Origin of the sequence: Limimonas halophila (assembly GCF_900100655.1) — a bacterium.
GTDB classification, from domain to species: domain Bacteria; phylum Pseudomonadota; class Alphaproteobacteria; order Kiloniellales; family Rhodovibrionaceae; genus Limimonas; species Limimonas halophila.
In genome coordinates, this window is record NZ_FNCE01000005.1 from 96,593 (window position 1) to 109,645 (window position 13,053).

Annotated in this window: 14 protein-coding genes; 10 read left to right on the plus strand and 4 right to left on the minus strand. The window is 67.1% G+C overall.

The annotated features are described in order from the left end of the window. Window positions 1–20 precede the first annotated feature (20 nt). The gene (locus BLQ43_RS08335) at window positions 21–1,007 is read left to right on the plus strand and encodes an HpcH/HpaI aldolase/citrate lyase family protein (protein WP_090019686.1); all 987 of its coding nucleotides are present in this window, start codon (window positions 21–23) and stop codon (window positions 1,005–1,007) included. Between the two features lie 360 nt (window positions 1,008–1,367). Beyond that, window positions 1,368–2,372, plus strand: coding sequence for an HNH endonuclease (locus tag BLQ43_RS08340; protein WP_176758589.1), 1,005 nt, complete (start codon window positions 1,368–1,370; stop codon window positions 2,370–2,372). Window positions 2,373–2,453: 81 nt separating this feature from the next. Here the strand turns inward: BLQ43_RS08340 and BLQ43_RS08345 are convergent, their stop codons facing one another. Further along, window positions 2,454–2,909 carry a helix-turn-helix domain-containing protein gene (locus BLQ43_RS08345; RefSeq protein ID WP_090019687.1) on the minus strand — a complete coding sequence of 152 codons (456 nt, stop codon included), beginning with the start codon at window positions 2,907–2,909 and terminating at the stop codon, window positions 2,454–2,456. Window positions 2,910–3,048: 139 nt separating this feature from the next. On the opposite strand from BLQ43_RS08345, the gene BLQ43_RS08350 reads away from it, so the two are divergent. The 6 genes from BLQ43_RS08350 to BLQ43_RS08375 all read left to right on the plus strand — a co-directional run bounded on the left by BLQ43_RS08350 (window position 3,049) and on the right by BLQ43_RS08375 (window position 7,917). Continuing rightward, the gene (locus tag BLQ43_RS08350) at window positions 3,049–3,432 is read left to right on the plus strand and encodes a helix-turn-helix transcriptional regulator (RefSeq protein ID WP_143006204.1); all 384 of its coding nucleotides are present in this window, start codon (window positions 3,049–3,051) and stop codon (window positions 3,430–3,432) included. 267 nt (window positions 3,433–3,699) lie between these two features. After that, window positions 3,700–4,440 carry a periplasmic heavy metal sensor gene (locus tag BLQ43_RS08355; RefSeq protein ID WP_218119162.1) on the plus strand — a complete coding sequence of 247 codons (741 nt, stop codon included), beginning with the start codon at window positions 3,700–3,702 and terminating at the stop codon, window positions 4,438–4,440. A gap of 127 nt (window positions 4,441–4,567) precedes the next feature. Beyond that, complete coding sequence (locus BLQ43_RS08360) at window positions 4,568–4,774, plus strand: DUF6494 family protein (RefSeq protein WP_090019689.1); 207 nt, start codon at window positions 4,568–4,570, stop codon at window positions 4,772–4,774. A gap of 102 nt (window positions 4,775–4,876) precedes the next feature. Next, window positions 4,877–5,089 (plus strand): hypothetical protein, encoded by a 213-nt coding sequence (locus tag BLQ43_RS08365; RefSeq protein ID WP_090019691.1) that lies wholly within the window; start codon window positions 4,877–4,879, stop codon window positions 5,087–5,089. Window positions 5,090–5,270: 181 nt separating this feature from the next. After that, a complete protein-coding gene (locus BLQ43_RS08370; RefSeq protein WP_176758590.1) occupies window positions 5,271–5,999 on the plus strand; it encodes a substrate-binding periplasmic protein in 729 nt (242 codons plus the stop codon). Window positions 6,000–6,177: 178 nt separating this feature from the next. Next, on the plus strand, window positions 6,178–7,917 hold the full coding sequence (locus BLQ43_RS08375) for a sensor domain-containing diguanylate cyclase (RefSeq protein WP_176758591.1): 1,740 nt from the start codon (window positions 6,178–6,180) through the stop codon (window positions 7,915–7,917). Here BLQ43_RS08375 and mgtE read toward each other — a convergent pair. Next, the gene (gene mgtE, locus BLQ43_RS08380) at window positions 7,914–9,281 is read right to left on the minus strand and encodes a magnesium transporter (RefSeq protein WP_090019698.1); all 1,368 of its coding nucleotides are present in this window, start codon (window positions 9,279–9,281) and stop codon (window positions 7,914–7,916) included. The genes BLQ43_RS08375 and mgtE overlap by 4 nt on opposite strands. Before the next feature lie 162 nt (window positions 9,282–9,443). Between mgtE and BLQ43_RS08385 the strand changes: the two genes are divergently transcribed. After that, window positions 9,444–9,893, plus strand: coding sequence for a GIY-YIG nuclease family protein (locus BLQ43_RS08385; RefSeq protein WP_090019700.1), 450 nt, complete (start codon window positions 9,444–9,446; stop codon window positions 9,891–9,893). 4 nt (window positions 9,894–9,897) lie between these two features. On the opposite strand, the gene BLQ43_RS08390 is transcribed toward BLQ43_RS08385, so the two are convergent. Beyond that, window positions 9,898–11,001: a THUMP domain-containing protein gene (locus tag BLQ43_RS08390; protein ID WP_090019702.1), complete on the minus strand. Its 1,104-nt coding sequence runs from the start codon at window positions 10,999–11,001 to the stop codon at window positions 9,898–9,900. Further along, the gene (locus tag BLQ43_RS08395) at window positions 10,998–11,912 is read right to left on the minus strand and encodes a glycine betaine ABC transporter substrate-binding protein (protein WP_176758592.1); all 915 of its coding nucleotides are present in this window, start codon (window positions 11,910–11,912) and stop codon (window positions 10,998–11,000) included. The genes BLQ43_RS08390 and BLQ43_RS08395 overlap by 4 nt, the downstream gene beginning before the upstream one ends. A gap of 46 nt (window positions 11,913–11,958) precedes the next feature. On the opposite strand from BLQ43_RS08395, the gene BLQ43_RS08400 reads away from it, so the two are divergent. Continuing rightward, window positions 11,959–13,038, plus strand: a complete 1,080-nt coding sequence (locus BLQ43_RS08400; protein WP_090019707.1) for a TAXI family TRAP transporter solute-binding subunit — start codon at window positions 11,959–11,961, stop codon at window positions 13,036–13,038. Window positions 13,039–13,053 lie beyond the last annotated feature (15 nt).

The window sequence follows — 13,053 nt, forward strand, 5'->3', positions numbered from 1 at the left end:
CGCCACGAGAGGTCTTCAAAATGAGCCACACGCCCGTCCAGCCCGCGCCCGCGCGCCTCAACCGCAGCGAACTCGCCGTTCCCGGCAGCAACGCCAAGATGCTGGAAAAGGCGGCCAGCAGCGCCGCCGACGTCCTCTTCCTCGACCTGGAGGACGCCGTCGCGCCGGACGACAAGCTCCAGGCGCGCAAAAACATCATCGAGGCGCTGAACACCGTCGACTACGGCGAGAAGACGGTGTCCATCCGCATCAACGGCCTCGACACCCACTACATGTACCGGGATCTCGTCGACATCCTGGAGCAGACGGGCGAGCGCCTGGACCTCGTGATGATCCCCAAGGCGGGCACGGCCGCCGACGTCTACGCCGTGGACATGCTGGTCAGCCAGCTGGAAGCCGCCACCGGCCGGCAGAAGCGCCTGGGCTTCGAGCTGCTGATCGAAACCGCGCTGGGCATGCAGAACGTCGAGGCCATCGCCGCCGCCTCGTCGCGCAACGAAAGCCTGCACTTCGGCGTGGCCGACTACGCCGCCTCCACCGGCATGCGCGTGACCACGATCGGCGGCCCCAACCCCGCCTACAGCGTGCTCACCGACACCCTGGCCGACGGCTCGCGCCAGACCCACTGGGCTGACATGTGGCACTACGCCATCGCGCGCATGGTCGTCGCCGCGCGCGCCAACGGCCTGCGCCCCATCGACGGCCCCTTCGGCGACGTGCAAGACAGTGACGGCTTCCGCGCCCAAGCCCACCGCGCCAGCGTGCTCGGCTGCGAGGGCAAGTGGGCCATCCATCCCGCCCAGATCGAGCTGGCGAACGAGGTCAACACGCCCGACGACACCGCCGTCCAGCACGCCCGCCGCATCCTCGACGCCATGGCCGAAGCCCAGCGCGACGGCCGCGGCGCCGTCACCCTCGACGGCCGCATGATCGACGCCGCCTCCGTCCGCCAGGCCCGGCAACTCGTGGAGAAGGCGGATCGCATCAACAAACAGGAGGCTGTTTGACAAACTGACAGGCAGTTTGACCCCATCTGTCACTCGACACCGGCGTCTCGCGGCACTGAATGGGTCCCTCACGACCGGCTGTACGTTCCGGCAGACCACGAAAAATGGTACAGATCGGATGCAAACCGAGAATCACGGCGCGGATAGCCGCAACGGTGTTCGACCGTTACGGCGTAGGAAAGTCGGCCCCAAACCCTCATGGCCGTGCTTGTCACGGCCATCCACACCTGTTCCCGAAAAGACGTGAGATGCTGTAATCTTACATGGTCTTCCATATGTCATATACTCAACACTAGGTTTCGTTTAGTTTGGGGCTCATCAATTAATAACGTCGATCCTGCATGGAATCATGGTGGAAAAATGCCCTACTGTATATACAGCAAAAACAGGATCTACAACGATTCTCACGACAGTACATACAAAGCCTCAAAAGAACATATTATACCCAGATCTATTGGGGGAAGCAATAAATTTGTAACATTCGATGTAAGCGCAAAGTGTAATAACGATTTAGGCTCTAGCATAGATGCATCTTACTTAAAAGATCCAATTGTAAGTATGGCAGCAAATCAAATTGGACTGAGTGATCTTGATCTGTCTGTCTTTTCAACCGGGAGCGGGAAAAATGCTAAATTCAAGGTAGACAAAAGCGGTCAGGTCCATACTGAGTTTAAGCTGGATGTTAACACTGAATATCGCGAAAGATATAATATTGAAGAAATATCGGGACCGAGAGATGAAGTAGAAAAAGTTATTTTGGGAAAAATAAATAAAAGTGGTAAAAAAATGTTTGATGGGGACGGGAATCCGATAGAGAATCTCGAACAAGCACGTCTATCGTGCAAAATTCAACAAGAAAGTCATTTTCAAGGATCTATTTCCGTAGATTTTATATCACATATTCAAATGATGTCCAAAATATTGTTGGGCTCAGGACATTTATTATTTGAAAAAGAATGGACGTTTAGCAACAACGGTGATTTTTTACGCAATATTTTGAACGACCGTGGGGCAGCTTTAACATTTTGGCAACAACAAAAAGGTATAAAAGATGGCCTAAAAATGGCGAACACCGTATTAGATCAAAAGGAAAAAGAGCAGAAATGTCATCTTATTATATTTTTGCCATCTCATGGAAATTTGTACGCATGCGCGGGCCTTTTTGGAGGGTTTGTCCCATCATTTGTTTTTAATCTTGGTAAATTTAAAGAAAGTTTCCTCGAAGGCTGCCAAGCTCATTGTAATTCGAGCGCCGAATCGACAACCGATCCCACGCCAAAAGTAGGGTACAAAATTTTTCCTCTTGATGGAAGCGTTGAGTCAATAACATTACTAAAATTATATGACGCAATGAATAAAGTGTAATATAGTAAAGTTAATATAAATAATTAAGTAAAAGTAGTTTGATCGATACAAACGTTGCTTTGTTCTTTCAGGCTTTTGTATTTACTTTGGAACCCCACCCAACGTCGCCTCGACGAGCCGCCGCAGGGAGGCGTTCGCGCCGGTAGGTTCGGTGCGCCAGAGGCGGAGCAGGGATTCGAGGGCGCGGGCGTCGGCGGGCAGGGGTGTGAACATCGCCGGGTCGCGCGGCCAGTCCGTGGGGCCGAAAAGCACGTCGATGAAGGCGTCGGGTTCCACATCGCACGCGCGCAGCAGCCGCCCGGCGTAGCGGGTCGGCACGCCGTCGCAGGCGGTTTCGAACGCCGCCACGCGCGCCAGGGAAAAGCCGGTCCGCCGCGCCGCCGCACGCCGCGACAGCCCGGCCACGTCCGCCCGCATCCAGCGCACGCACCACGCCACCCGCTCGCGTTCGGCCGGGACCGGTGCGCTTGCGCCCGCGCGCGGCACCAGCCCGCCAAGCCGCACCGGCCACCCGCGCTGATCCAGTGTGTCACCCATATCAAAACTGCTCTGGTTTCTGAATCGGTGTACGAGCGAACCGTACTATGACTCACACACCAACTAAAAGAGGGTTGAGCGCCGAATACGATTTTGCATATGTGTCGGCTTCATCGCCGCGTCGGCACGCTCCGCCGCGATGGCGAAGCGGCGCAACACCAAGACGCAGCGCGTGTACGACGTTCAGCGCATGCTGGGCGTGCGCATCCAGGAACTGCGCAAGGTCGGCGGCTACGGTCAGGAAAAGCTCGCTGAAGCCGCGGGCGTCGAGTCCCAGACTCTCTCGCAGTACGAAACGGGCAAGACCGCGCCCAGCCTCACCACGCTGGTGCACCTGGCGGACGCGTTGGGGCAGCCGCTGGAGGAGTTCTTCCGCTTCGACGAGCTGCCCCGCCACGACACCGAACACCGCCGCGCCCAGCGCAAGCTCGTCCAGACCGTCCACGACCTCGACGCCGACACCGTCAAGCTGCTCACCAAGTTCGCCCGGTTGATGGGCCGGCAGCGCGCGCGACGAGAGTAACCCTCTCGCGGCGCCTGCCGAGCGAACCCGCCGCTTTTGTCGGCATCACCCCGCATTGGTGCTTGACCTTCCAGCAAGCGGAAGGCCGACCGTGGCGCATGAAGGTGCATCCGGATGCGTCCGGGCAGCGTGCCGCCCGGCCGGTCCGGTGCATCCGGGGTAGCGCCGCACCCGCCGGTTTGCTCGCGGGGGCGCAGGGCTTTCACGCTGTTTCGGCGCGCAGCCGGAGGCATGGCCTCGGTTCAGATTATCGAAAGGAGAACGGCGATGACGTTTGCAACACGCACCCTGCGCGCCGCGCTGGCCGCCACGGTGATGGCCGGCGGACTGGCCCTGTCCCCGCTCGCCCAGGCCGACGACGACCGCCACGGCCAAGGCATGATGCAGGGGAAGATGGACCGCGACGAGATGCGCGAGATGATGCGGAACATGGACCCCGACCAGCGGCGTCAGATGATGCGGTCCATGCGCGGCCAGCGCTCGGGCATGATGGGGCAGCAGGGCGGCCCCGGCATGATGATGAGTGGCTCCGGCATGATGCGCGGGCAGATGATGGGCCCAGGTATGATGGGCGGCATGGGTATGATGGGCCAATCCGGCATGATGGGCCCGGGCATGATGGGTCAGTCCGGGATGATGGGCCCCGGTATGATGGGCGGCTCGGGTATGATGGGGCCCGGCATGATGAGCGGCATGGGCATGATGGGGCCTATGATGGGCGGCGGCATGATGGGTCCCGGCATGATGCAGGGGCTCAGCGACGAGAAGCAGGCCGAGCTGACCGAAATGCGCCAGGACATGCGGCGCCAGCACATGGAAGCCATGCTCGACATGATGGCCATCCGCGACGAGATGCAGCAGGCCATGGTGGCGGACCGCCCCGATCCCGCCCGCATCCGCGAGCTTCACGACCGCATGGCCGAGCGCCACGGCAAGGCGCTGGAAGCCCGCATCGAAATGCACAACCAGATGCGGGACTTCATGGACACGCTTCAGGACGAGCAATGATCCCCGCCTGACCCGGCCCCGCCGGCGCGCCCCCGCTCACGGACGGGAAGGATGTGCCTCGGCGGCGGTGTTCCTGCTACGCTGGCGCGCGAACTTCACCCGGAAACCGGCGGACAGGGCAGTCACGATGAACGAAGAAACCTTCAACATGGCCACGCGGAAGTTCCTCAAGAAGGTCGGCGTCACCAGCCAGCGCGAGATCGAGAAGGCCGTGAACAAGGCCATCTCCGAGGGCAAGCTCTCCGGCAACGAAACGGTGAAGGCCAAGGTGACGCTGGAATTGCCGGAGCTGAACGAAACCGTCGAGATCGACGGCGCCATCGAGCTGGAGTGAGCGCGCGCCGGCCTTGCCAAGAAACGGATGCAAAATAACCTAGGTTGATTCACGCTGGGCGGTCATGGTGTAGTTCGGACTCGCTATCAGGAGGGCTGCACCATGGCCGACCCCGATCCGAACTGCGTCAGCCCCTATCTGCGCCGGCGCCTGCGTTCCCTGGAGGAGGCACGGCGCGAACGCGAAGCCCCTGATGCCCCGGCCGATCCCGTCGACCCCGGCGGCCGCGCCGATCGTCAGCGCTGCGCCCGGCCCGATGGCGGCGAGTCCAAGGGGCGCTCGCGCGGCGAGCGCTGCGACGACCGGGGTGTTTGATCCAAGCACGGGCCCGAAAAATTGAATACACCGAAAATTTTTATTGATTTTCGCAGATCAATTGTCTTCACACCGTTGCGATCTGGCTTTGACCGCCATCAAAGCAATATGAAAATCTCAGATTAAGAACACGTCTGAGGTACATGGCGGTCGAAGAGGTCGCGCGCCGATGCGGAGATGGGTGGTTCCGGTCACGACCGGTGTCCTCCTGGCGGCAACCGGGGCCGCGGCCGATCCGATCCGGCTGGTCACGGGAACCTGGGCGCCCTTCACGGGCCGCGAGCAGCCCGGCGGCGGGCCGGTCACGCGCCTGGTGCGCACGGCCTACGAACGGGCGGGGCACGAGGTAAAGGTCGTCTACCGCCCGTGGAAGCGCGCCGAGCAGGCTGTCCGGCGCGGCACGACCGAGGCGGCGTTTCCCTACACGCGCAACGGCGCCCGCCAGGAGCGGTACGTCTACTCCGATCCCATCTTCACGCTGCCCATCGTGCCCATGACGCGGGCCGGCGACGCCGGCCGCATCACCAGCCTTGCGGACATGCGGGGCCTGCACACCTGCGCGCCGCAGGGGTGGTCGCTGGGCATCGCGAAGCTGGACCGCATGGCGGCCGACGGCACGATCCACGTCCAGCGCACACGCGCCTACGCCCAGTGCCTGAAACTCCTCGACCGCGGGCGGATCGATTTCCTGGTGGGCGAGCCGCCGCGGCTGCGCGACCAGGTCAAACGGGTCCTCGGGGACATGGCGCCGGTGCACCTGGGCGACGTCGTGCTCAGCCGCAGCAGCTTCCACCTGATTTTCGACAAGACCGATCCCAACGTCACCGAAGCCGTGGCGCGCGCCAACGCGGCGATCGCCACGCTGGACGGGTCGACCGAGTACCGGTCCCGCGTCGAGGAAAAACCGTAGCCGCGCCCGGCCGGCCCCGGACACGCGAACGGGCCGGTCGGCGGCGATGGCCGAGTTCGGGGCCTGCGGCGCCGGACACGGGCATCTCGACAGCACAGCCGGCGGATTGTCGGTGTGGTTGCCTATCAACCAAATTTTAAATAAAAGGAACGTGTTTCGGCTTGGGTTGAGCGATGCGATGGCAAATGCCCTGTCCCCGGACGTTATGGCGTCGGCCCTGCACGCGTTGTCCGACGGTGTGCTGATCGCCGACGCCAAGCTGGACCGGCCCGGCCCCCGCATCCTTTACGTGAATCCGGCCTGGGAACGCATGACCGGCTATTCGGCGGACGAGGTCGTCGGCCGGTCGCCGCGCATCCTGCAGGGCCCGGCCACCTCGCCGCAGGTGCTCAAGCGCATGCGCGCGGCGCTGGAAAGCGACGGCGAAGCCACCTTCGAGCTGGTCAACTACCGGCGCGACGGCTCGCCCTTCTACATGGCGGCGGATGTCTCGCCGCTCCGCGACGACGGCGGGGCGATCACGCATTTCGTCGCCCTCCAGCGCGACGTGTCCGAGGACCGCAAGGCCGCCGCGCGGCTCCACCAACTGGAAGCCCTGACGCGGCTTCAGCGCGAGGTCGCCACGGCCGGCCTGAACCTCGACGAACGGCGCCGGCGCGTGGCCGAGGTGGCGCTCGCGGTGACCGGGGGCGACGGCGCGGCGGTCGAGGAGGCCGAGGGCGGTGAGATGGTCTACCGCGCCACGGCCGGCAGCGCGCGCGGCCTGGAGGGGACGCGCCTGCCCATGTCGGGCTCCACCTCGGGGCTCGCGTTTCACAGCCGCACGCCGCGCCTGGTTACGGACGTCGCCACCGATCCCGCCGTCCAGCTTAAGGACAAGGCGCGCGAGCTGGGCTTCGTCTCGGGCATCGTGGCGCCGCTCATTCACGAGAACCGCACCTACGGCGTGCTCAAGGTGATGGCCGGTGAGCCGGACCGCTTCGGCGAGGAGGAACGTCACCTGCTGGAGTTGGCGTCGGGTGTGCTGGCGGCGAGCCTGTACAACGCCGCCGCCTACCACGCGGAACGGGAGCGGCGCGCGCTGTTGGTCGACGCGGTGCCCGTCCTGATCTCCTACCTCGACACGGACCTGCGCTATCGCGAGGTCAATGCGGCCTACGAGGAGCGCTTCGGGCTCAGCGCCGACACCATCCGCGGCATGCACGTCAGCGAGCTGCTGGGTGAGGCGACCTACGAGCGCATCCGCCCCAATCTGGAGGCCGCGCTGGCCGGGCGGCGCGTCAGCTACGAGCACAGCCTGCCGGACGCCGACGGCGGCACGCGCCAGCACCGCGTGGAGATGATCCCGCATCGCGGGGTCCACGGTGAGGTTCACGGCCTCTACGCGATCGTTCGCGACATCACCGACCAGCGCAACGCGCAGCTGGACTTCCTCACCGGGCTGGCGAACCGCGGCGCGTTCGAGCGTCAGGCCGACCACCTCATCTCCGTGGCGGCGCGCTATGGCCAGCGGCTCAGCCTGGTGATGCTGGACCTGGACCACTTCAAGCGCGTCAACGACAGCCTGGGACACCTCGCCGGGGACGAGATCCTCAAGCACCTCGCCGGCATCCTGGGCGAGGTGACGCGCAGTGCCGACCTCGTGGGCCGCTGGGGCGGCGAGGAGTTCGCCATCGTCCTCCCGCAAACGGATCAGGCGCAGGCGGAAACCCTCGCCGAGCGCGTGCGCGCGGCCGTCGAGGCGCACGCCTTCCCGCGCGGGCAAGCCATCACGGTCAGCGTGGGCGTCGCGCAGATGCAGGAGGGCGACGATCTCACCAGTCTAACGGACCGCGCCGACACCGCGCTCTACCGGGCCAAGCACGCGGGCCGCGACTGTGTGGTGAGCCTGGCCCCCACCACCGCGCCGCCGGGCTAAGCGACCAGGCCCGCCAGCACCAGGCTCGCCAGGCCCAGGTAGATGCTGACGCCGGTGATGTCGGTCACGGTGGTCAGGATGGGGCCGGTCAGCATCGCCGGGTCCAGGCCGATGCGCCGGATAAAGAAGGGAATCGTTCCGCCCACCACCCCGGCGACCAGCACGTTCACCGCCAGCGCCGCGCCCGCGATGCCGCCCAGCAGCGCGTTGGCCTCCATGGCGTACGCGATAACCCCGAACAGCGCGCCCAGGGCGAGGCCGTTGACCACGCCGATGGCGAGTTCCTTGCGCACGGCCTGCCAGTAGTCGCGCAGGCGCACCTCGCCCAGCGCGATCGAGCGGATCGACACCGACAGCGCCTGGATGCCCACGTTGCCGCCCATGTCGGTGATCATGGGCAGGAAGGCGGCCAGGATCGCGACCTGGGCGAGCGTCGCCTCGAACGCCGAGATGATGCTCACCGCCGCCAGGTTGAGGAAGACGTTGGCCGCCATCCACGGCAGGCGGAGCTGGATGGCGCGCCACGGCGGCGTGAAGAAGCTCTCCTCGCGGGAGGTGGCGCCGATGCCCGACAGCTCGTCGGCCAGCTGCTCGGACAGCAGCTCCAGCGCGTCCTCCATCGTCAGCACGCCCACGAGCGCGTCCGCCTCGGTGACGACCGGCAGCATCTTCAGGCCGCGCGTGTAGGTGCGGTCGGCGGCCTCGGCGGCGTTGTCGCCGGTGCGCGCCACGAGGATGTCGCGCTTCATCAGGCGGCGCACGGGCAGTGTCGCGGGGCTGAGCATCAGCTCGCGCAGCGACACCACGCCGACGAGGCGTTGCTGCTCGTCGACGACGTAGACGTAGGCCGTGTTGGCGTGGCGGTGCGGGGCGGCGCGCAGGGCCTCGATGACCTCGCCGACGGACTTGTCCAGCGGCACGGCGACGAAGTAGGGGCTCATCCAGGCGCCCGCGCTGTCTTCCTCGTAGCGCGACAGGCGCTGGACGGAGGCGCGGGAGGCGGCGGGCAGGTCCGCCAGCAGGGGTTCGGCCGTGTCGCCGTCCAGCTCGGCGACGATGTCGGCGGCGACGTCGGTGGGCATGCCCGCCAGCCAGTCGGTCGCGCGCTCGCGGTCGGCTTCCGCCACCAGCTCGGCGGCGAATTCGTCGGGCAGCTCGGCCAGCGTAAGGGCGGCGCGGTCGCGGCCCCAGCGTTCCAGGAAGGGCACGACGGCCCGGCGCGGCGCGTCCTCCATCAGGATCTCGGCGACACGGGCGTGGGAGAGGTTCGTTGCCTCGCGCGCGGCCTCGGCGTAGCGTTCCTCGCCGATGAGATCCGCGACCCGCTCGGCGTAGGCGCGCATGCGTTCGGGCTGGAGGAGCATGGCCGGTCCGTCCCCTGCGGTGCGCGTGGAGCCTAGGGAGGTTCCCGGTTGTTCCGCAAATGACGGTTTATCTGGGCGCTTCGTCAGCGGAACCCACGGCGAGCCGAGGATTCAGCAGCGGAATCTCGCCAGGGTTCTTTCTCCTTATAGGAGAAAGACAGAATGAGGCCATGCGTTCCACTCTGTGAGCGTACGTATCAGCCGGGCCCGGACGCCAGGGCGCTGCCGGCCGAGGCGGGCGCGTACGCCCTGGTGCTGACGATTGCCGAGTCCGTACAGCTGCCCGTGCCGCGCCCGAACGGGTGTACGCTGTCGCCGGGCCTGTACGTGTATCTCGGCAACGCGCGCGGGCCCGGCGGAATCGCCGCGCGCGTACGCCGTCACCTGCGGCCCGACAAACGCCCGCGCTGGCACGTCGACCACGTGCTTGCGCGGGCCGAGGTGCGCTGCGTCCTGGGCTGGCCGGGCGGCGAAGAGTGCGCGTGGCAGCGCTGGCTCAGCGAACGGGGTGCGAGCGCGCCCGTGAAGGGCCTTGGCAGTTCCGACTGCCGGCGCTGCCCGGCGCACCTGCTGGCCGTGCCCGATGTGGCCACCGTCACGGGGGGTCGCTGACGGCTCACGCGTGCTTTTCCAGCACGACGATGGCGGGGAAGGTGCTGCCGGTCCGCAGCACGCGTTGGTGCGGGATGCCGAAGCCGCCGATGCGGTGAACCGCGCGGCGGAACGGCCCGCGCCGGTCGGTGAGCACCGCCGCCCGCCCGCCGGGCCGCAGGACGCGCCGGAGCTGGGCGAGGATGTCGCCGTAGAAGGGCTCGAAGACGATGCCGCGGCCGATGCGCCGGCCGTAGGGCGGGTTGGTCAGGACGAGGTCCAGGCTGTCCGGCGCCCAGTGGTCCGCCAGCTCGCGCGCGTCGAGCTGCTTGATCGCCGCCCGCTCGCCCAGGCCCATCGCGGCCAGGTTCCGGCGCGCCCCGGCCGCTGCGCGCCGGGCGTGATCGCCGCCGAGCAGGGCGGCCTCGGGAAACACCGCCCCCGCCTCGATCAGCAGCGTGCCCGTGCCGCAGAAGGGGTCGCCGATGCGCAGCGGCGGACGATCGAGTCCCAGCCCGGCCAGGCGCGCGGTGGCGTGGGCCACGGTCGCGCGCAGCGCCACGCGCTGGCGGTAGCGCATGGGATGACGCATCGACAGCGGCTGGCGCGTGTGCTGCACGGAGATGCGCGCGTCGCGGTCCACGATATCGACGCGGATCTCGACGGCGAACGCGTCCAGGGACACGGGCGCTCCGGTGGCGGCTTGAAGCGCCGCGCCCACCGCTTGGTTGACCGCGACGGAGGTGAAGGGGTGCTCGCCGCTGCGCTCGGTGGTCACGCGGAAGGGCGTGTCCGGCGTCAACTCCGGCATCGCAACGTGCCGCGCGGTTTCGGCGACCGCTGCCGGCGCGCCGTCGTCCGGCAGGCGCAGGGACGCCAGCGGCCGCAGCACGTGGTGCGCCGAGCGCAGCGCCATGGCCGCCGCCAGCGCCGTGTCCGCGGGCGCGGCGACGTCCACGCGCACGCGCCCCCGCACGCGTTCGGGCAGGTGGGTCACCGCCTCACGGGGCCCGCCGTGCTCGGCGACGCGCTCGCTCAACTCGGCGGCGACGATGTCCTCCAACCCCGCGTTGGTGGTGAGCACCAGCGGGACGGGCTGGGGAACGTGGGCCGTGGAGGGCAGGCTCATGGCTCCTCGCGCGCGGTCATGCGGCCGGTCACCCAGTAGCGCATCCGGGCCGGGTTGCGACGGATGTAGGTGTCGACCGCCCGAGGGTAGGTCCGCGCCCGGCCCTCGGCCATGATGCGCCGCACGGCCGCGCGCGGCAGGTGCATGCGCATGAGCACCCGGCTGGCCCAGGGGTGGTCCGTCATGAAGCCCGTGCGCACCAGCTTGTGGACGCGCTGCGGTCCGCCGAGCGCGTCCTTCGGGTCGGCCAGGAAGCGCAGCGCGTACGCCTCGAACATCCAGTGCGGGCGGCGCGCCGTCACCACCGCGGGTTCGCCGTTGTCGAGCGCGCGGCGCACGGCCAGGGCTGCGCCCGCATCGCTGGACGGGGCGAGGCTGTAGCCGTCCAGGCCGTACGCCTGCAGCGCGTCCCGGGAGAGCTGCATGACGCCCGTGCCCGCGTCCACGCCCCGGATCGTGCCGTTCAGGCGCGCACGCACGTCCGTATCCTTGAGGTCGGGGATGGCGCCGATCACTGCCGGGGTCGTGCGCTCGGGCACGATCCAGCCCAGGCGCGCGCCGCCGTAGAGGATGCCGTAATCGACCACCTCACGCCCAACGGCGTCGAGGAAGCTGCGGTGGCCGTCCGGTTGCCAGGAGTCCAGGAAGACGTCGACCTCCCCCTCGGCGAGCGCGCGGTAGAGGAAGGGCGCGCCCGCCTGCACCAGCTCCACGCTGTAGCCCAGGCGTTCGCGCAGCACCGTGGCGGCCAGGCGCGCCGTCGCCTCGCTGGAGGCCCAGGGTGTCCAGCCGATGCGCAGCCGGTTGCTGGCCGCCTGATCGGGCGCGGCCGGCGCGGCGCCCGGTCCCGCCAGGACCAGCAGCCCCGCCAGTGCGGCCGTGCGGAGGCCGCGCGCCCCGATCCCCGCCATTCGCGTCAATGTGTGACCCTGGTGCAACACTCGCGGACATGCTAGCGTGAAACTCCGCAATGCAAAGGTCTTCGCGATGGGGCCGCAGCGTTTTCGGCGATTCATCCGGGTCATCACCCTTCTCGTCACCGCGGCCCTGACGAGTGTGCCCGCCGCCCGCGCTGCCGAAAGCAACATGCAGTTCTTCCAGATCGGCACGGGCGCCTCCAGCGGCACCTACTTTCCCATCGGCGGCATGCTGGCCAAGGCGATCAGCCACCCGCACGGCAGCCGCGCCTGCGAGGCCGGCGGCAGCTGCGGCGTTCCCAACCTGATCGGCGTCGTCCAGTCCACCGAAGGGTCGGTCGACAACATCCGCCGCATGGCCAGCGGGCAGCTGCCCTCCGCGCTCGTCCAGGGGGATGTGGCGTACTGGGCGCACACGGGAACCTGGCTGTTCGAGGACAGCCCACCCGTCCCCGGCCTGCGCGCCATCGCCAATCTGTTTCCCGAGGCCATCCACATCGTGGTGCGCGCCACCTCCGACATCCGCACGGTGGAGGACCTCAAGGGCCGCAAAGTGGCCGTCGGCGCGCCGGGGTCGGGCACGCGCGTGGACGCGCAGTTCATCCTGGAAGCCTATGGCGTGGGCTTCGACGGCGTCGAGAAGGTGCAGCTCAACGCGGGCCGTGCCGCGGACCGCCTGCGCGACGGCGAGCTGGATGCCGTCTTCTTCGTCGGCGGCACGCCCGCCAGCGCCATCACCAGCCTGGCCGAAACCACGGCGATCCGGCTGATCCCCGTTGACGGCGCGCAGGCCGTGCGCCTCGCCCACCGCTATCCCTACCTGGCGCGCCACACCATCCCGGCCGAAGCCTACCCGGGGGTGGACACCACGCAGACGCTGGCCGTGGGCGCGCAGTGGATCGTGCGCGCGGACCTGAACGACGAGACCGTCTACGCGCTGACGAAGGCGCTGTGGCATCCGTCCAACCGCTCGCTGCTCGACACCGGGCACCCCAAGGGGCGGCTGATCCGGAAACAAACGGCGCTGGACCGGCTGGGCGTTCCCTTGCATCCGGGGGCGCGGCGGTATTACGCGGACCAGGGTCTGCTGACGGACGACGGCGCCAAGGCGTCGAACTGACGGTTTCCGATCCCG